12 protein-coding genes are annotated in these 18,874 nt (G+C 69.0%); 5 read left to right on the plus strand and 7 right to left on the minus strand.

The annotated features are described in order from the left end of the window. The first annotated feature begins 54 nt into the window (after window positions 1-54). Window positions 55-1,170: an ADP-ribosylglycohydrolase family protein gene (locus ACZ6MZ_RS14530; protein WP_384178928.1), complete on the plus strand. Its 1,116-nt coding sequence runs from the start codon at window positions 55-57 to the stop codon at window positions 1,168-1,170. Window positions 1,171-1,295: 125 nt separating this feature from the next. On the opposite strand, the gene ACZ6MZ_RS14535 is transcribed toward ACZ6MZ_RS14530, so the two are convergent. The 4 genes from ACZ6MZ_RS14535 to ACZ6MZ_RS14550 form a co-directional block, all read right to left on the minus strand. Further along, window positions 1,296-2,888, minus strand: a complete 1,593-nt coding sequence (locus ACZ6MZ_RS14535; protein WP_469352020.1) for a sodium:solute symporter family protein — start codon at window positions 2,886-2,888, stop codon at window positions 1,296-1,298. 485 nt (window positions 2,889-3,373) lie between these two features. After that, on the minus strand, window positions 3,374-3,583 hold the full coding sequence (locus tag ACZ6MZ_RS14540) for a DUF397 domain-containing protein (RefSeq protein WP_469352022.1): 210 nt from the start codon (window positions 3,581-3,583) through the stop codon (window positions 3,374-3,376). A 236-nt stretch (window positions 3,584-3,819) separates the two neighbouring features. Continuing rightward, entirely contained in the window at window positions 3,820-4,677 is an 858-nt protein-coding gene (locus ACZ6MZ_RS14545; protein WP_469352024.1) for a helix-turn-helix domain-containing protein, read from the minus strand. Between the two features lie 392 nt (window positions 4,678-5,069). Then, window positions 5,070-5,813 (minus strand): GOLPH3/VPS74 family protein, encoded by a 744-nt coding sequence (locus ACZ6MZ_RS14550; RefSeq protein WP_384178935.1) that lies wholly within the window; start codon window positions 5,811-5,813, stop codon window positions 5,070-5,072. Between the two features lie 171 nt (window positions 5,814-5,984). Between ACZ6MZ_RS14550 and ACZ6MZ_RS14555 the strand changes: the two genes are divergently transcribed. Both ACZ6MZ_RS14555 and ACZ6MZ_RS14560 read left to right on the plus strand, forming a co-directional pair. Beyond that, on the plus strand, window positions 5,985-8,342 hold the full coding sequence (locus ACZ6MZ_RS14555) for a D-alanyl-D-alanine carboxypeptidase family protein (protein WP_469352025.1): 2,358 nt from the start codon (window positions 5,985-5,987) through the stop codon (window positions 8,340-8,342). Window positions 8,343-8,815: 473 nt separating this feature from the next. Further along, the gene (locus ACZ6MZ_RS14560; RefSeq protein ID WP_469352355.1) at window positions 8,816-10,504 is read left to right on the plus strand and encodes an MFS transporter; all 1,689 of its coding nucleotides are present in this window, start codon (window positions 8,816-8,818) and stop codon (window positions 10,502-10,504) included. Between the two features lie 124 nt (window positions 10,505-10,628). On the opposite strand, the gene ACZ6MZ_RS14565 is transcribed toward ACZ6MZ_RS14560, so the two are convergent. Together ACZ6MZ_RS14565 and ACZ6MZ_RS14570 are read right to left on the minus strand one after the other, a co-directional pair. Further along, the gene (locus ACZ6MZ_RS14565) at window positions 10,629-11,456 is read right to left on the minus strand and encodes a MerR family transcriptional regulator (protein ID WP_469352027.1); all 828 of its coding nucleotides are present in this window, start codon (window positions 11,454-11,456) and stop codon (window positions 10,629-10,631) included. 134 nt (window positions 11,457-11,590) lie between these two features. Beyond that, complete coding sequence (locus ACZ6MZ_RS14570; RefSeq protein ID WP_469352029.1) at window positions 11,591-13,036, minus strand: FG-GAP-like repeat-containing protein; 1,446 nt, start codon at window positions 13,034-13,036, stop codon at window positions 11,591-11,593. Here ACZ6MZ_RS14570 and ACZ6MZ_RS14575 point away from each other — a divergent pair. Beyond that, window positions 13,035-13,328 carry a hypothetical protein gene (locus tag ACZ6MZ_RS14575; RefSeq protein WP_469352030.1) on the plus strand — a complete coding sequence of 98 codons (294 nt, stop codon included), beginning with the start codon at window positions 13,035-13,037 and terminating at the stop codon, window positions 13,326-13,328. The genes ACZ6MZ_RS14570 and ACZ6MZ_RS14575 overlap by 2 nt on opposite strands. A gap of 106 nt (window positions 13,329-13,434) precedes the next feature. Here the strand turns inward: ACZ6MZ_RS14575 and ACZ6MZ_RS14580 are convergent, their stop codons facing one another. Further along, window positions 13,435-13,866, minus strand: coding sequence for a hypothetical protein (locus ACZ6MZ_RS14580; RefSeq protein ID WP_469352032.1), 432 nt, complete (start codon window positions 13,864-13,866; stop codon window positions 13,435-13,437). A gap of 508 nt (window positions 13,867-14,374) precedes the next feature. On the opposite strand from ACZ6MZ_RS14580, the gene ACZ6MZ_RS14585 reads away from it, so the two are divergent. Next, a complete protein-coding gene (locus ACZ6MZ_RS14585) occupies window positions 14,375-18,874 on the plus strand; it encodes an AAA domain-containing protein (protein ID WP_469352033.1) in 4,500 nt (1,499 codons plus the stop codon).

An 18,874-nucleotide genomic window follows, 5' to 3' on the forward strand; every position in this document is an offset into this window, starting at 1 on the left:
GTTCGATTACAGTGCTGCGCAGTCGCCGGCAGGCACAGGGTGAAGGAGGGGCGCGTGAGCACACCGTCCGGGGCCATCTGGGGCCGTGCCGAGCAGCAGGACTTCCGTAGCCGGGTGCGGGGCTGTCTGCTTGGCGGGGCCATCGGCGACGCGCTCGGCGCCGGGGTCGCCACGCTCACCCTTGAGGAGATCCGGGCCGCGCACGGGGCGGGAGCCGTGGCCGACTTCGTGCCCGCGTACGGCAGGCGCGGCGCCGTCACCGCCGCCACCCAGCTCACCCTGTTCACCGTCGACGGACTGATCCGCGCGCAGGTACGCAGGGACACCGGCGCCTGGCATCCGCCCACCGATGTGCACCGCGCCCATCTGCGCTGGGCCGCGACGCAGCGCGACTGGGGGCCCGACGTCCGCCGCAAGGACAACGGCTGGCTCGCCCAGGAGGAGTGGCTGTACGTACGCCGCGACCCGACCCTGTCCTGTCTCACCGGCTTCGGCGACGAGCACATGGGCACGCTCGACCGGCCCAAGAACCCCACGGCGCGGGACGCGGGCGCGCTCGTACGGTCCGCTCCGTTCGGGCTGCTCGTCGGCTGGGAGCCGCAGTTGGTCTGCCAGCTCGCCGTGGAGTGTGCCGCCCAGACGCACGGGCATCCGACCGCGTATCTCTCGGCGGGAGCCTTCGCCGTGATCGTGCACGGTCTGGCGCGGGGCGAGACGCTGGACGCGGGCGTGCAGCGCGCCCTCGCCCTGCTCGCCGAGCGCCCCGGGCACCAGCCCGTCACGGACGCCCTGCAACAGGCGCTCGGCGCCGTACGGCAGGGGATTCCCGGCCCGGGGCGGATCGCCGCGCTCGGTGACGGCCGCGCCGCCGAGGACGCGCTCGCCGTCGCCGTCTACTGCGCGCTCGTCGCCGAGGACATCCGCCACGGGCTGCGCCTCGCCGTGAACCACGACGGTCCCTCGGGGGCCACCGGCGCACTCTGCGGGGCGCTGCTCGGCGCGCTCCACGGCGAGACGGCCCTGCCGCCCGCCTGGCTGGCCGAGCTGGAGGGCCGGCCCACCCTGCTCGAACTCGCCGACGACTTCGCCATGGAGATGACCCAGGGTCCTGCCCTGCACAGCCCCGCGGCCACCGCGCCGGGCTGGCTGATCCGCTATCCGCGCGGCTGACGCGGACACAGCCGCTGACGTGGACGTACGTGGGGCCCGGCTCGGGGATATGACCGAGCCGGGCCCCACGTAAGTGCGTTCGTGCGGTAACGGCGTCAGCCGTCCGCGCGTCAACCGTCCAGCCGTCAGCCGTCCGAGCCCTCCCGGCGCCGCACCTTCGCGTCGCCCGGCTTCGCCGGCGCCGGCACCGTCAGCGAGGCCGCCGTCAGACCGGAACCGTCGCCGTCGCCCTCCCCGTTGATACGCGCCAGCAGTACATCGCGCTCCGGGGTGTCCTCCGGCTTCAGGAAGCCGATCACGATGTACAGCACCAGCGAGACGGCGAGCGGGATCGAGACCTGGTACTGCAACGGCACGCCGCCGTCGACCCGCGAGTCGATCGGGTAGTTGAGCAGCCAGAAGGCCAGCAGGCCCATCGCCCAGCTGACGATCGCGGCCGTAGGACCGGACCTGCGGAACGTCTTGAGCAGGCCGAGCATGAACGGGATCGCGATCGGGCCCATCAGACCGGCCACCCACTTGATGACGACGGTGATGATGTCCTTGAACGTCGGCGAGTTGACCTGGGTGGCGACCGCCATCGACAGCGCCAGGAACGAGATCGTGGAGAGCCGGGCCGCCAGCAGCCCCGCCCGCGCCGACCAGCCGCGCGCCGCCTTGGAGAGCGTGGGCGCGATGTCCCGGGTGAAGACCGCGGCGATGGCGTTGGCGTCGGAGGAGCACATCGCCATGGTGTGCGAGAAGAAGCCGACGATGACCAGGCCCAGCAGACCGTGCGGCAGCAGCTGCTCGGTCATCAGGCCGTACGCGTCGGAGGCGTCCGGCTTCTGCGCGTCCACGAGCAGCGGCGCGCACCACATCGGGAAGAACAGCACCAGCGGCCAGACCAGCCAGAGAATGGCGGACAGCCGGGCCGAGCGGGTGGCCTCGCGGGCGCTGGCCGTCGCCATGTAGCGCTGCGCCTGGTTCCACATGCCGCCGTTGTACTCGAAGGTCTTGATGAACAGGAACGCCAGCAGGAACGTCACGGTGTACGGCCCCGCCGTCGGCTCGGTGTGGCCGTCGGGGAGCTTGTCCCAGACCGTCCACAGCGCGCTGAAGCCACCGAGCTTGCCCATGACGGCGACGAGCATCGCGATACCGGCGAAGAGCTGGATGATGAACTGCCCCAGCTCGGTGAGGGCATCGGCCCACAGACCGCCGACCGTGCAGTACACGCCGGTGATGACACCGGTGATGAGGATGCCCTGGTTGAGGGAGATCCCGGTGAAGACGGAGAGCAGGGTCGCGATGGCGGCCCACTTGGCGCCCACGTCCACGATCTTCAGCAGCAGACCCGACCAGGCGAGGGCCTGCTGTGTCTTCAGGTCGTACCGGTTCTTGAGGTATTCGAGCGGGGACGCGACATGCAGCCGGGAGCGCAGCCGGTTGAGCCGGGGCGCGAAGAGCTTCGCGCCGATCCCGATGCCGATGGCGATCGGCAGCGACCAGGTCACGAACGAGGTGACGCCGTAGACATAGGCGATGCCCGCGTATCCGGTGAACATCACCGCGCTGTAGCCGGACATGTGGTGCGAGATGCCCGACAGCCACCACGGCATCTTGCCGCCGGCGGTGAAGAAGTCGCTGACATTGTCCACGCGCTTGTGCGACCAGATGCCGATCGCGACCATCACTCCGAAGTACGCGATGAGCACGATCCAGTCGAGGCTGTTCATGTGCCCCCTCCAGGGGTCCGCCTTGTGAACGTCGAAGCTCTTCGTCAGTACGTCCGGTCAGCGGCGCCCCCGTGCGGGAGTGGGGACTTGGGGGATTGAACCGCCTGGCGAGGCGGTGGGTCAAGAGGTTCTTCGGTCATGAATGTGAACGCAGGTCAGCAAGGCGAACGATTTTACTCGTTCTTGACCTCATGGGGCGTTGTCGTGAACGTGACGGCCGCCACACGATGGGCGGGCACTTCGTCAGGCTCCGGCCATAGCTGCGGCCATACAGAGAAGACCGCACGGGATGCGGGTCCCGTGCGGCCGAGAAGGGGAGTGAGGGACGGTCGGACCGACTGTCGGACCGAGGTCACCGCGACGGGCCTGACGGGCCGTCGGGCCGTCGGGGACGCGTCCGCGTCCGGGCATGGCCGAGCCCTCTCGGCCAGGACGGCGGACCGGTCGAGAGGGCTCTGTCCTTGTTGCGGGTAAAGCTGCCGGCCTCAGCCGAGGTCGAAGGCGCCCTTGTTCATTTCCTGCACGAAGGAATTCCACGACGTGGGGACGAAGGCGATCGACGGCCCCTCGGGGGCTTTCGAATCCCGCACGGCAATGGACTGGACTACGGGGGACTTGACCTCTACGCATGCGCCGTTGCCGCCGGAGTACGAGGACTTGGTCCACGTGTCCGTAGCGCCCTGAAGAATTGCCATGTTCGCTCCGGTTCAGCGAGTGATGGGAAAGCATGTCAGCTTTTTGCTGACTTGATCGACGCTACTAGCCTCGCTCGGCGCGTGGGGCAGTCCTTCACCCATCTGGATGACGTTCTCCTGAGGAGCCTTCCGCGCCGGGGTAGTTGAGGTGTAGCGTGCCCTCGCCCCCCGGCGGGAAATTGGATGTAATCGGCAATTCGGGCCAATGCGGCAGCCGTTGGGCGCGGCTCGGCGCCTTAGCGGGCGTAGTCCTTGGCGATTTCGGCGATGAACTGCCGGGTCTGCTCCACATTCAGGGCCTGGGCGCGCAGATGTTCGTACATCACGCTGTACCGCTGCACGTCGTTGGCCTTCTCCAGATAAAGATCGCTCGTCACGCCCTCGATATAGACCACACTGGAGTCCGAGGCGTCCGGGAATTCAAGAACCGCGTAGTGCCCGGTGATCCCGGGGTGCGCGCCCATCTCGAAAGGCAGCACCTGCACGGTCACATGCGGGCGCTGCGACTGCTCGACGAGATGCTCCAACTGCTCCAGCATCAGCCGGCGGTCGCCGACGACCCGGCGCAGCGCGGCCTCGTCCACCACGGCCCAGAGCCGCAGCGGGTTCTCGGCCGAGGTGACCCGGTCCTGGCGGCGGAGCCGTACCCCGACGCGCTTCTCGACCTCGGGCGGGGTGGCTTCCGGCAGCGCGCCGTTGATCAGCGCGTCCGCGTACGCGCGGGTCTGGAGCAGGCCGGGGACGACCTGGGGCTCGTACACCCGCAGCGAGGCCGCGTCCGTCTCCAGGCCGATGTAGACGCTGTACGGAATATCGCCGAAGGCGTGCCACCAGCCCTGCTGGCGGGAGTCCTTGGCCATTTGCATCAGCGAGTCCACGACCCGGTGGTCCTCGACCTCGTACACCCCGCACAGGTCGCGGACATCGCGCTGGTTGATGGAGCGCCGGCCGTTCTCCAGGCGGCTGATCTTCGACTGGGAGACCAGCAGGCGTTCCGCCACATCTTCGGCCGTCATGCCTTTGAGCTCGCGAAGCCGGCGCAACTCCTGTCCCAATCGGCGTCGCCTGACGGTGGGGTTGACGTTGGACGCCACGGAAACTGCACCTCCGGCTGCGTAGCTGTGCGTATCTACTGCTCAGCAGACTGCCACCAATGGTCCCAACTGCGCTGGGAAATGGCGACAGAGACAACAGAGACAAATGCGCCGGTCCGCGCTCCGGCCGTGCTCCGGTGTGCGCGCCGGGCGGCGGACCCGGTCGGCCGGCCTGTCGCCCAGGGCCGTCCGCGGGCGGTCCGCGGGCCGTTCGCGGGCCGATACACGGCGCGCGGGGCAGCCGATGAAGCCAGGCTGCCCCGCGCGTCTTGTGCGGCTCCCGAACCGGTCTGGGGACGACGGTGCGGCGGATTGCTGTGTGGTGCCGTCCTGCGTGTGCCGTGAAGCGTGATGCGGTGGTGCGTGGTGCGGTCGAGCGGTTCTCCGGTCGGTCAGTGCGCCGCGACACGCGCCATGCTGCCGCGGTGCGGCTGCATCGGCACGCCCCCAGGCTGTCGTGCGCCCGCCGGAGCGCTGGGGGCGCCCTGAGCCGGGTTACGGCGCTGCTGCACGCCCACACCGTTCTGAACGTCCATCACGGCGTGCGCCACGAGACCGCCCATGGGGTCGTGTCTGATCAGGTCCCGGAGCCGGGAGCGCGAGGAGCGCCCCTCGTTGCCGGGGTAAAGGTGCTTGCCGAGTCCGACCGCGTGGGCCAGCGCGGCGAGCGCCGCGGTCCGCGGGTCCGGCGGTACGCCGGTGCGGATCGCACTGTCCAGCCGGGACTTGATCTCCCGGCTGATCGCCGTCTCCGTCGCCTGATAGCGAGTCGTCGGCAGTACTCCGCACATCTGGCCCGCCACGGCATGCACCATGCCGCATCGCTCCAGATGCGAGAGATAGGTCTGGCGCAGCCCGAGTCGGGGTCCGCCAATCCAGTGGACGGCCCGAACCGGGCTGCCGCGTCTGCGCAGCAGTTCCAGTGCGGAGTCCAGAGTTGGATCTCCGGTCGGCCGTGGCATCACCACGGCGATACGATCCCCGTCAGGGGCTATCCGTCCCGCCAGAGCCAGCTCTACTAGCTGTGCTCCGGCCAGGCCGAGGTCGAGCGACTGCGGCTGCGCTGTGGTACCCGTGGTCGGGTCCAGAGCGAGCAACAGAAGCTCCTCCGGAATTGTTCTGCGGCTCCTGCCCATCCATGCCTCCCCGCGTGGATGAATGACAGGGTGACCCCTCTCACATTGGTCTGTCGAGAGTGCCTGGGTGCTTTGTGCGGGAACCGTTATGTATGTCGTTCTCGTCTAGCACGTGGGCCGAGGTCCCAGAGCAGGACACTGATAGATGGTTCGGACAGTGCGGTGCGTTGTATGAGACATGAAGGAGACGCGGTGGCGGGCGAGTCCCCCGGCAAGTCGGAGCAGCAGAAGTCGCCGGGGGAGACGACTCCGGGCGAACGTGACCCGCGGCTCGCGGTATTCCGTGAGCCGTCGGCCGGGGCATCGGGGTCGACGAAGGTCGCACCAGCAAATCCGGCGGTCGATTCCGAGGTCGTCTCCGGGGACGATTCCGGGGACGGGTCGGAGAAGACCGAGGCGTCCGGTGGGTCGGGCGCCGGGCGTATAACTGCGCAGCCGGAGTCCCCCGAGTCCACCGAGAGCGACACGAAGAGCGACGCGGAGAGCGACACCGCCAACGACATGGACGCGCCGAGCGGCACGGACGAGGCCGACTCGGAGGCCGAGGCCAAGGTCGAAGCCAAGGCTGAGGTCAAGGCCGACAAGGCCGACAAGAACGGCAAGGCCGACAAGAACGGCAAGGCCGGCAGGACCCCTTCTTGGGCCGTGGCCGCCGACTCCGACGCGAAGCACGCAGGGGACACAGAGGACGCGGACGCGGACCGTACCGGCGAGAAGCCGTCGTCGGACACCGCTTCGGACACCGCCCCGAACACCTCTTCGGACACCGCCCCGGACACCTCCTCGGACGTGGCCTCGGAAGGGTCCGGGCGCAGCCGTACGGCACCGGCGGCCCCCCCGGCGGACTCCTCGGCGGACGACGAGTCCGGCAAGGTCACGGCGGACGGCAGCGGCCCCGCCGCGCGGAAGGACGCCTCAGAGGGCTCCGAAGGCCCTGAGAGCGGCGATCGTGGCCGTCCCCAGGTGGATCAGCCGACCGCCGTCTTCAAGGCCCTCAAGCGGCCGCCCGTGGATCAGCCCACCACCACGCTCAAGGTGCCCCCGCTGCCCGGCGAGGAGAAGCGCGAGTCGCCGGCCGAGCGGACCAGTACGTTCGTGCCGCTGCGCAGGGACGACGTACGGCCCGGCGGTACGAAGCCGGCGGCGTCCACGTCCGCACCGGCGGCGCCCGCCGCGACCGCCCCGCTGCCCGAGGCCGAGCGCACCCGGCAGCAGCCGATGCCGCCCAGGCCGCCGCTCGATCTGCTCGCCGAGCTGACGAACACGCCGCCCCCGCGGCAGACCCCGGTCCGTACGGTCGTCAGGCGCTTCAAGATCTGGACGCCGCTGGTCCTGATCCTGCTGGTCGTCTTCGCGGTCGCCCAGGCCGTGCGTCCGCTGCCCGCACCCGCGCTGCAGCTGTCCGCCGAGCCGACGTACACCTTCGAGGGCGGAAAGCTCGCCATGCCGTGGCCCAGCGAGGGCCAGGGCGCCGTGGAGGTCGAGGGCGTCGGCACCATCGGCATGTACGGCGAGCAGAAGCCCGCCCCGATCGCGAGCGTCGCGAAGGCGATGACCGCGTACGTGATCCTCAAGGAACACCCGATCACCGGCAAGCAGGTGGGGCCGGCGATCCAGGTCGACAAGCGGGCGGGCGAGGAGTCCAACCGCCCCGACGAGTCGACCGCGCCCATCAAGGAGGGCCAGGAGTACACCCTGAAGCAGATGCTCCAGCTGCTGATGATCCCCTCGGGGAACAACGCGGCCCGTCTGCTCGCCCGCTGGGACGCCACGTCCGAGAAGGCCTTCGTCGAGAAGATGAACGCCGCCGCCGAGGACCTCGGCATGACGAACACGACGTACACGGACCCGAGCGGTCTCGAGTCCTCGACCGTGTCCACCGCCGCCGACCAGCTCAAACTGGGCAAGGCCGTCATGCAGAACGACATCTTCCGCGACATCGTGAACACGCCCCAGATTCAGATCCCGGGCGTCGAGCCGACGATCTACAACAACAACCTGATCCTGCTGGAGCCGGGGGTGAGCGGGATCAAGACCGGCTCCTCGACCCCGGCGGGCGGCAATCTGCTCTGGACCGCCGACACCATCGTCGACGGGAAGTCGCGCCGGATCATCGGCATGGTGATGGGCGCTCAGCAGGCCGACCAGCTGTCGGAGAAGCTGAAGCTCGCGATCGACAACAGCCTCAAGCTGATCCAGGCCGCCCAGGAGGGCGTCACCTCCGCCACGGTGGTCAAGAAGGGCGAGGTCGTCGGTTACGTCGACGACGGACTCGGCGGCCGTACCCCGGTCGTCGCGACCAAGGAGCTCAAGGCGGTCGGCTGGGCCGGCTTCAAGGTGAAGCTCAACATCGGCGAGGTCGAGGGCGGTGGCGAGGGCGGCGAGCAGATTTCGCACTCCGCGGAGGCGGGCACGGTGGTCGGTGAGCTGACCGTCGGCAGCGGCACCGGCGAGGTCTCCGCCCCGGTCGCGCTCCAGCGTGACCTGGCCGAGCCCGGCTTCGGCGCGAAGCTGACCCGCGTCAGCTGACCGGCGTCCGGCCCGTCAGCTGACCGGCGTCCGGCCCGTCGGCTGACCCGCGTCAGCAGGACCGCAGGTCCGAGGAGGGCGCCGACTCCGGCGCCCTCCTCGGCCGTGGCCACGTGCTAGCGTCCCGAAACGGCATCCGACAGGCACAGCCCGGCGGGCTGCCCGAGCAACCGCCGGACGCGGGGACGGCGTCCTTGAACATGTCGGAGGGGTCGGAACACCGGGCAGACGGACGGTGAGACGGGAAGACGTGGGGAGCCGGATTGACCACCGCTGAGCCGACGCGCGCCGACGACGGCGCCACCACCCCTTCGGGGCAGCCCCCCGGCCGGGGGCGAATATCGGGGCTCGTACCACCACGCCGCGCGGAGCCCGCACCTGACACCGGGGCTGAGACCGAGGGCGAGACGGCGAACGGGGACGAGACCGGGGGCGGGACCGGGCCGGAGCCCGGCAGCGGCCCATGGGCCCGCATACGGAGCCACCCCGTCCTGTTCACCGCCGTGGTCGCCGCGGCCGTGCACCTGCTGTGGTTCTTCTTCTTCGCCAACAGCGGCGGCGACATCGCGGCCCAGGACGCCTGGGCGGAGTTCGTCGGCCGGCACCCCGACTCCGCGTACAACCTGGCCTGGTACGGCGGGATGCACCCGGTCTCGTACAGCGTGGTCTCGCCGTATCTGATGTCCGTCCTCGGCGTCCGTACGACGATGATGATCGTCGGCACCGTGTCCGCCGCCCTGACCGCGCTGATCCTGGTCCGCGTCCGGGCCGTCCGTAACCCGCTGGCCTGCTCCTTCGCCGGGGTCTTCGCGTACCTCTGCAACGCCCTGTCGGGGCGCGTGACGTTCGGCCTCGGCGTGATGTTCGCGCTGGGCGCGGTGGCGGCGGTGTTCTGCTGGCCGTACCGCTGGCGTACGAAACGCTGGGCCAAGGCCGTCGCGGCCGCCCCGCTCGCCGGTCTCGCGACCGCCGCGAGCCCGGTGGCCGGGCTCTTCCTCGGTGTCGTCGCGGCGGCGCTCTTCCTCAACAAGCGGCGGCCGGGGGCCTATGCGCTCGGCCTCGCCCCGGCCCTGGTCGTGGCGCTCTCGGCCTGGCTGTTCCCCTTCTCGGGGACGCAGCCGATGTCGGTGGGCACGGCCGCGCTGCCGTTCCTCTTCGCGGTGCTGGTGTTCGTACTCGTACCCGCGGACTGGCGTACGGTCCGCGTCGCCGCGGCGGTCTACGGCGTCGGGGTGCTGCTGACCTACGTGATCGACTCGCAGATCGGGTCGAATGTGTCCCGGTTCGCGATGATCACCGCGGGTGTGGTGCTGCTCGCGGCGCTGCCGTACGCGGCCCCGCGCTCACGCCGCTGGTACGCCCTGGTCCTGGCCTTCGCCGGGCTCAACTTCTGGATAGCCTTCAAGGGCGTCGACGACATCGTGCGGACGGCGCCCACCGCGTCCTGGACCCGCGAGCTGGCGCCGCTCGTCCACCAGTTGCAGCGGGCCGGTGCGGAGAAGGGCCGGGTCGAGGTGGTTCCGGCCAGCAGCCACCGCGAGGCGTCCGCGCTCGCGCCGTACGTCAACCTCGCCCGTGGCTGGAACCGGCAGGCGGACATGGAGCTCAATCCGCTCTTCTACGACGACACCCTGAACTCCGACAACTACCGCGGCTGGCTGGACCGCTGGGCCGTGCACTATGTCGTGCTCCCCAAGGGCAGGCCCGACTCGGGCGCCGGTCTTGAGGCGGCGCTCGTCCAGCGGGGCCAGCCCTATCTGGAGCTCGTCTGGGGCGACGAGAACTGGCAGCTCTTCGCCGTAGACGACCCGATGCCGCTGGCCGACCCGCCGGCGACGGTGGACCGGGCGGGCGCCGGCGAGCTGACGATCCACGTGAAGTCGGCGGGGCGGGTGCTGATCCGGATCCCGTACTCCCCCTGGCTCGGGCTGGTCGACGAGGAGGGCAGCAGCGTCGTGCCGCCGCAGGAGACAGAGGCGTCCCAGGCGGACGAGGACGGCCCCAAGGTCTTCACCAACCCCAACGGCTGTCTGATGAAGGCCGGGGAGAACGCGGACGGCGACGAGTGGACGGAACTGCTGGCGCCCCGCCCCGGCGTATACCGGCTGGCCGCGCCGTACCAACTGCCACGCGGAACGGCCTGCCCGGAAGAACTACGCTGACGGCGGCCCGCGTGGGGGCCCGCCGGTACGGATCCGGCCCCCGGCCCTTCCGGCCCGCCGGGCCTTCCGGCCCCCGACGGACTCGCGCCGGCGTTCCGCCGTCCCGCCGCCCGCCCCGGGTCCGTCAGCTCACCGGGAACGCGATGTCGCAGACCTCGTCCGACGCCGACGCCGCGTCCCAGTCGGCGAAGTAGATCTCGCGGCACGGGCCGCTGATCGTCAGGCCCTGCTGGGCGACCCACTCCTCCACCGCCTCGAAGGCCGAGAGGATCTGCGGGTGCGCCACCTGCGCCTTGGTGATGCGTGCGTACGCCAGGCGCTGCGCCGGCTCGATGCGCAGCGTTGTCGTACGGCCGCTCGCCGCCGCGTGTGTCTCCGCGGCCCGTACGTCCCCGACCGGTACGCAGGCCTCCGCGGGCCCGTCGCTGTCCGGGCTCACCTCCGCGTAATACGCGACGAACGGGATTCCCGCGACACCCCCGCACTCCCCGGCGGCCTTCACCAGGCGGTCGAAGGCGGCCGGGATCCAGCGGGGCAGTTCGTGGGCGAGCAGATGCCTGCGCTCCGCCAGGACGGCCTGCTCCGGTACGTCCACGGTCCTGATCTCGTACATATGGGTTCTCCTGCCCGACAGTCGGTCACGGAGATGGCCGGCCACCGCGCTCTGCGTCGCGTGGCGCTCCTCGATGCCCGCCCAGTACGCGGCCACTTCGTCCGCGGCCTGCTGACCGGGCAGTGCGACCACCTCGGCGATCCGGGCGAGCGGCATGTCGAGCTGCCGCAACAGCGCGACCAGCCTGGCCCGTTCCACCTGGTCCTCGCGGTACCAGCGATAGCCGGTGACCGCGTCGACCTGGGCGGGGGCGAGCAGGCCGAGCCGGTCGTACAGCCGCAGCGCCTTGGGCGAGAGCCGCGACCGCGCCGCGAACGCACCGATCGTGAGTAGTTCCACGAGGTCCCATCCTCCGTCACCGGGCCGCTTCCGGCCCGGTGACCCGACGGTGCGCTCTGCCCCTGGGACAAGGTCAACCGCGACCGCGCCGAGCGGGTGGAGGCGCGGGTGCGCCGCTGTCGGCTTCCCGCAGGTCAGCCGGCGAGGACATCGCCGAAGTACGACAGACCGGAGGGCCCGCCGACCGTGGCGGCGCCGAACGACGTCGAACCGGTGGGGGTGATACCGCTCGCGCCCGCCTTGAAGAGCCAGACCGAACCCGCGCCGCTGTTCTCGGCGAAGGCACCGGCCACCAGTTCCGCGCGGCCGTCCTTGTTGCTGTCCGTGAGCTTCACGGAGCCGCCGAACTGATCGCGGGCCTCCGCGGTGCCGGGCACCCCCGCCGTGTCCTGCGAGTAGCTCACCGAGCCGGTGCCGGTCAGCCCCTTGGCGGAGCCGCGCAGCACGGTGACCGTACCGGCCGCCGTCTTACTCCCGAGGGCCTCGCCCGACACACCGACGGCGACATCGGCATAGCCGTCGCCGTTGGTGTCACCCGCGGACAGGCTCCATCCGAATTGGTCACCCTTCTCGGCGGAGCCGGGGACCGAGGCGGTGTCCTGGGTGATACGGACCGGAGTGCGGGTGGACAGGCCCGCGGCGCTGCCGTACGTCACCGTCACCGCGCCGCCGGGGCCGCCGTTCGGCTCGGTGGCGGACTTCTCCATGAAGTTGCCGGTGATGATGTCGCCGTAACCGTCCTTGTCGACGTCGCCGATGGTCGCCGCATACCCGCCGGCGACCTTGCCCGACGCCTTGAGACCGGTCGTGCCGCCCTTGTAGAGGACGCTGCGGGTGGCGTACGCGTTGCCGCTCTCCTGCTGCCCCATGACCAGGAGGTCGGTCGCACCGTCCCCGTTGACGTTCCCCGCGACGATCTTGTCCGCGTTGATGCCGGTCTCGTCCCACGTGTCGATGCCGACGAGACCCGCCGCCTTGCCGGCCCGGGAGACCGGCCCCTTGAAGATGTTCAGCTCGGGGAAGGCGAGGTTGACGGCGGCCAGGTCGGTGCGGCCGTCCCCGTCGAAGTCACCGGCGGCGACGTCCCAGCCGAACTCGTTCCGGTACTCGGGCAGCGGCGCCGCGAGGTCCACGGCCGCCTTGAGCCCGCTCGCGCCGCCCCAGACGACGGTGATGGTGCCGAAGGAGTCCGTACTCCCAATACGTTCGGCGTGCACGCCGACCACCAGGTCGGTGTAGCCGTCCCCGTCGAGGTCGCCGGTGGTGAGACGGTCCCCGAAGTAGTCACTCGCCTCCGGAACCCCCGGAATGCCGGCGGTGGCCTGACTGATGAGAGTCCGCTTGGACGTGTCGAGCCCGCTCTTGGTCCCGTACACGACGGCGACATACCCGGCCCCCGTCTTGCCGTCGACCTTCCCGGTGGGCGCTGCTATCGCGACATCGCGATAGCCGTCCCCGTTGAAGTCACCCGACAACCCCGAAGGCGCGGCAGCGACACTGCCCGCCCCGGCAAGAAGCAGCCCCCCGACGAGAGCGGCCGCGGCACTGGTGGCGAAGGTGGTGCGAAGGAGCTGCTGCATGCGTGTCTTCTTCTCCTGCGGCATGCGGGATGCCCATCAGGCACCCGATTCAATGGATCGAACCGACACCAAGGTGCAGCCCGATGCCAAAAGGACCCCCGACCCCCCCAAACAGTTGTACGCCCCACCCCCTTGCCCCTCACACCAACCCTCGCGCCTGGACGGGCGCTCGACCTTGGGCTGGTGCACGTCTCACCCGGATCCCCTCGACGCCGTGTCCGAGAAGGTGCACAAGCGCCGCGCCAAGCAGTTGGCCAAGGCAGTGGCTTCGCTGGAGGACGCCGTCGCGTGATGTGTGCCTGACGCGTGCCAGGTGGCCAGGGGTGTGAAAGCCCGCTTTACTGCCTCGTCGTGGTGAGGCGGTTTCCATGGCCCGTCGGGGGCGTGAATTGCGCCGGTCAGAACGGGAGATCGGCCGCGTCACTCGGCGACAAGACCCAACCAGCAGCCGACGAGGTGTCGTTCGGTGCGTCGCACACCTCGAAGGCTTCCCGTCGGACTTCCAGGCCCGAGGTGTCCTCGCCCCATGCGGCAAGGGCTTCGATGGCCCGCTCCTGGTACTGCCACAGCGTGCTCACGGCCAGTGTCTCCCGCAACAGCGGCACCAGCGCCTTCCGGTGACGGTGCAGGCGCGGATCGTCCAGCATCGGAATACAGGCGGCGATGGCTGCACCACGTACATCCGGGTCGCGGTCGTCGAAGCAGGCAGAGACCGCGGAGAAGAGCACTGGGCGGATCTCACAGATCCCGACGAACGGTGGGTACTCCTCGGGCGGGAAGCCAAAGCGGCGCATTGCGGCTCCGGTTTCGTCATCGGCGGCGTCGGCCACCGACTCCAACCATCCATCCCGCTCGTGACACCACATGCCGGAACGACCGCTCACGCATTGCGCATACATGACAGGGCGGCGCCGGGGCTTGCTGCCGGGCCTCTCTGGGTCGTGCCCGTCACTCATGCAGAGGTTGCCCAGGGTATTCAGCAGAATCGGTCGATCTGAACCGCCCCGGGGAGTCATGGAACCCCGGCGCCGGCCGCAGCGACACGCGGCGGCCCCGACCGGCGCCGCCGGAACAAACCGGGGCGAACCAATCGCCTCACCCAGCAGCAATCACCTCTGAACAATCGAGGCTAACGATTGGCTGGGTTACGGCCAACTTTCGTGGAATGCGGCTTGTTCACGTCGTTACTCGCCGGTCCCTATTGATGGCACCGTTTCTCTCCCACATCCTGGAAGGCTTTCCGTCGAGCCAAGACCTGGGGGATAGGTGTCTCTTCACTCTGCACTTCGTGCGAACAATCCAGAGGCGGTCCACCGCGCGCGCCAACTTATCGAATACATGCGCGAAATTGTTCGCGGGTCGTACAAGCCGGTGCGGGACTGTCAGAAGTATCCGGAGGTCCTCTGGCTCTCTGGCCTGCCGGACGACAAACTGCGGCGGCACCCGGACGGCGATCGACTGCTGCTCAAGGTGCCGCACCGGCCGCCGAGGCCAGCTCCCGTCCTGTCCGAGGTGCTGGCAGGGTGGGTCGATCCCGAGGCGGCCGCCATCGCGACGCCCGAAGTGCCGCCGCTGGCCGAGTCCGGTCCGGGGCAGGGCTGGGAGGAGGACGAGAACGGAGATCTGTTCGAGGTCTCCGAGATCCGCCGGGAGGAAGCACACGACGTGCTGCGCGCCTACTCGCGATGGCTCGACGTGTGGCGCAAGTGGTCGGAAAAAGAGCGCCTTGACCGGCCGTACCGGGAACTTCATCAGCAGCTGTACCGAATGGTGACCAGGATTCAGCAGGACGGTGAGGAATACGAGGCTGTACTGGGTGCCGGATTCCTGAATATCGGAGCCGTACGTCCGTCGGCGCGTATAGCCCGGCACATTCTGACGGCGCCACTGGTACTCACCATGGATTCCACGGATATGGCCATCACCGTCGCTCTCGCGCCCGGCGACCCCGCGCGGCTGGAGGACAGCGAGTTTCTCGGCGCGGACGAGGGATACAGCACACGGCTGCTGAGCCTGCTTCGGGACCGTGTTGATGCGGAAGGATTCCATCCGCTGTCCCGTGATTCCCAGGACGTGCTCGGTGGCTGGTCGGAGAGGGCGTTCGGTACCGATCGCGCGGTGGCTTTCCACCCGGGCTGGGGCCGCCCGCCCGCCGACCCGGCGCTGCCCGTGCCCACGCTCGGGTTCGCGCCGGCGATCATTCTCCGTCAGCGGGGCCAAGGCGCCCTCGTGAACTTCTACGACGGCATCGCGAACCGCCTTGCCCAACCTGGTGCCATCGCTCCTCTGGGACTGGCTCAGTTGTTGTACCAGCTGGGAGCCGAGGACCGCAGAGTTTGGGGTACGGCGGGTGGCTGCGACGTGCCCCCTGCTCTCGGCCCCGACCCGCTGTTCCCGCTGCTGTCGAACGAAGCCCAGCGGGAGGTGCTGAGGCGCCTTCAGACCGACACCGGCGTCGTCGTTCAAGGACCGCCTGGCACGGGTAAGACGCACACCATCGCCAATCTCGTGTGCGCTTTGCTGGCGGACGGCAAGCGGGTGCTCGTGACGAGCGAGAAGAGCCAGGCGCTGAAGGTCCTGCGGCAGCAATTGCCCGCCGAGTTGCGCAGCCTATGCGTCTTCCAGGGCGGTCGGCGCGAGGATGGCAGCGGCGATCTGGAACAGTCCGTGCGCGCGCTTTCCCAGCTCAGTGCCACCCAGTCGACGGAGCGTCTCGACGTAAGAATCAAGGGCCATGAAGCGCTTCGCTCGGCGCTGTCGGGTACCCGCGCGCGTCTCCGTGACGAACTCCGCACCGTTCGTGAGGCGGAGTGGTACGAACACCTCGATGTGGCTCCCGGTTACGAGGGGCGGCTCGCGGAGATCGTGGAGACCGTCGCTGCCGGTGCGCCGAAGTACGACTGGATGCCCGCCCTCCCCGCATCGGCGCCGCGAGAACCTTCGCTGAGCGAAGACGAGGCCCAGCGCCTGCTGGGCCTGGTGTCCCGGCATGGAGCCGGAGTGCTGGAAGAGCATGCCGCCCACTGCCCGGACCCTGCGGACTTCGTCGCACCCGTGTTGTTCGAAGAGGAGGTCAATGCCCTGGACACTGCGGTGCGCTCCTGCGCCGATGCGTCGTCCGACACGCTTTCTCTCGAACTCGCGGATCAGGGCCGCGATTTGATCGCGACCTTGGTAGAACTTCTGGACGCGGCGGAACACGCACTTCAGAGCGAGGGGCTGCCAGGTGAGCCGGCCGCGTGGTTGCCGGACGAATGGACCACTCGTGCCCTGCGGGATGGAATGGCCGGTCAGCGGCAGCAGTTGTGGGACGGAGTGCGCCGGTCAGCCGCCCGCGCCGAGGAAGTGCAGAGCGTGCTTCGGCGCATCCCCTTCACCACGCTCGACGTACCTGACGTGACGCTTGCCGAGGAATCACGTCTCATTGCCGCGGGGAGGGACTTCGAACAGTTCCTGCGTGGCGGCGGCAAGCTGCGCAAGCTGGCTCCGAAGGCGGTACAGAAGGAAGCCCAGGCCCTTCTTCAGGGTTGCCGAGTGGACGGGCGACTGCCCAGTACACCGGACGAGATCTCCGCATTGGTGGCTCACCTGGCAGCACGCCAGTGCGTCCGGCAGCTGAACGAGCGCTGGCAGAGTGTCGGCGTGCCCGCGGCCGAGGGCTCCACGGAGGTTGCTCTGTCGGAGCTGTTGGACCGGGTGCCAACACTCCGCGCGGTGGACGGGTTCACTCAGTCCGTCCGTACGCTGCACGACGTTCTACTCAAGGCCCGGATCAAGGCCACGGTGCGGACGGCACAGCAGTGGGACGACGTCCGTACATCGGCGAACGGTGCGGAACGGCTGTTGCGTGCCCGTGAGGCGGAGGAGAGGCTCCGGTCCATCGCCGAGCAGTTGCCGCGGCCCGATGCCCACAAAGCGGCTGAACTGGCGGATATCCACCGAGCCGTCACCGCCCGTGATCCGCAGGCGTACATGTCCGCGATCGAGTCGCTGACCGAGGCGTTCCATCGTGATACCGATCGCCGGGAGGCCCGCAAACTCCTGGACCGACTGTCCGAGGACCACCCCGAACTGTCCCGGCGCTTCGCAGAATCCCCGACCGAGGCGGCTTGGGAGTCCCGCCTCGTAAACTTGGACGGCGCCTGGGCTTGGCGGCGTGCACGTACCTTCCAGGACACGATGATGATACCTGGCAGGGAAGCCAGGCTGGAAGGGGAGCTGGAAGCGGTCGAGGCGCAGTTGCGGAACACGGTGACCCAACTGGCGGCCGATAGAGCGCTGTACCACTGCCTAGACCGGATGACGGCCGGCCAGAAACAGGCCCTGAGTGCCTACGCGTCGGCCACCGCAAACGCCGGCAAGGGAATGACGGCACTCGGCAAGCGGCACCTCAAGGCTGCCCGTTCCGCGATGCGTGATGCGCGTGACGCGGTCCCTGCTTGGGTCATGCCGATAAGGCAAGTGGCCGAAATGATTGATCCCGAGCCGGACGCCTTCGACGTCGTCATCGTGGATGAGGCGAGCCAGGTCGGTCTGGACGGCCTGATGCTGCTGTGGCTCGCTCCGAGAATCATCGTCGTGGGTGACGACAAGCAGTGCGTTCCGTTCTACACGGGCGGCAAGCACGAGCGGTTCAACGAACTCCTCGACTCACTCCTGCCCCATCTCACCGACTGGCAGCGGGACGGGCTCAGCCCTAAGTCCAACCTCTACGACCTGCTGTCCGCGCGCTTCAGCGAGACGATCCGGCTCACCGAGCACTTCCGGTGCATGCCAGAGATCATCAAGTGGTCCTCCGCTCAGTTCTACCCCGACAACGAACTCGTGCCCCTGCGGCAGTACGGAGCGGACCGGCTGCGGCCCCTCGAAGTCGTCCATGTCCATGAAGGCCACTGCGAAGGACGGCGAGAGACGCTGGTCAACAGGCCCGAGGCTGAACGCATCGTCGCCAAGTTGCAGGAACTGGCGCAGGACGAGGCGTACGAGAAGCGGAGTTTCGGAGTCATCGTGCTCCGTTCCGGACATCAGACAAGGCTGTTGGAGAATCTCATCGACACAAGGATCGACTCCGCGATCCAGGAGCGGCACAACATACGTGTCGGCACGGCCGAACAGTTCCAGGGAGACGAACGAGACGTCATCCTGCTCTCGCTGGTTGTCGATGCCGACAACACCCGGGCCCTTACCGGCCAGGGCGACGGAAGGCGGTTCAATGTGGCCGCCAGCCGGGCTCGTGACCAGATGTGGCTGTTCACCTCCGTCACGCCGGACCAGCTGCGCAGCAGGGACCTGCGCCACTCGCTGCTCACCTATATGCAGGCGCCGCCGGAACTCCAGGGCACCTCTCCCGGCCTTTCGAGCGTTTCACCCGACGAGCGATGCGAGCCGTTCGACTCTCTGTTTGAGCAGCGGGTCTTTCGCAAGATCAAGGAATGCGGCTACCACGTCGTTCCCCAGTGGAAAGCCAGCGACAAACGCATCGACCTCGTCGTCGTCGGAGAGACGGGCCGCCTCGCCGTTGAGTGCGACGGCAGCCCGTATCACTCCACCCCTGACCAGATCCGTGACGACTACGAGCGAGAGCGGGAACTGCGCCGGGCGGGCTGGCAGTTTTGGCGCGTACGTAGTAGCGAGTTCGCCCTGTCTCCGGAGGATTCGCTGGCGCCGCTGTGGAAGCGCCTTGACGCTCTGGGTATCCGGCCCGGAGTCACCGAGCAGACCCAGGGCGAATCGGCGAGTACTTGGGCCCCGGTCGAGATGGACGATGCCGACCTCACCACCGACGAACTCGACGCCATGCTCGATGAGGATGCGTCCGTCTCTCTCGAAGGAGTCTGA

Source organism: Streptomyces sp. NPDC042201, from assembly GCF_055582185.1.

Coding starts and splice junctions, on each gene's coding strand:
- ACZ6MZ_RS14535 (WP_469352020.1), bottom strand. CDS start 2,888: ATGAACAGCCTCGACTGGATCGTGCTCATCGCGTACTTCGGAGTGATG.
- ACZ6MZ_RS14540 (WP_469352022.1), bottom strand. CDS start 3,583: ATGGCAATTCTTCAGGGCGCTACGGACACGTGGACCAAGTCCTCGTAC.
- ACZ6MZ_RS14550 (WP_384178935.1), bottom strand. CDS start 5,813: ATGGGCAGGAGCCGCAGAACAATTCCGGAGGAGCTTCTGTTGCTCGCT.
- ACZ6MZ_RS14555 (WP_469352025.1), top strand. CDS start 5,985: ATGAGACATGAAGGAGACGCGGTGGCGGGCGAGTCCCCCGGCAAGTCG.
- ACZ6MZ_RS14575 (WP_469352030.1), top strand. CDS start 13,035: ATGCGTGTCTTCTTCTCCTGCGGCATGCGGGATGCCCATCAGGCACCC.
- ACZ6MZ_RS14570 (WP_469352029.1), bottom strand. CDS start 13,036: ATGCAGCAGCTCCTTCGCACCACCTTCGCCACCAGTGCCGCGGCCGCT.
- ACZ6MZ_RS14585 (WP_469352033.1), top strand. CDS start 14,375: ATGCGCGAAATTGTTCGCGGGTCGTACAAGCCGGTGCGGGACTGTCAG.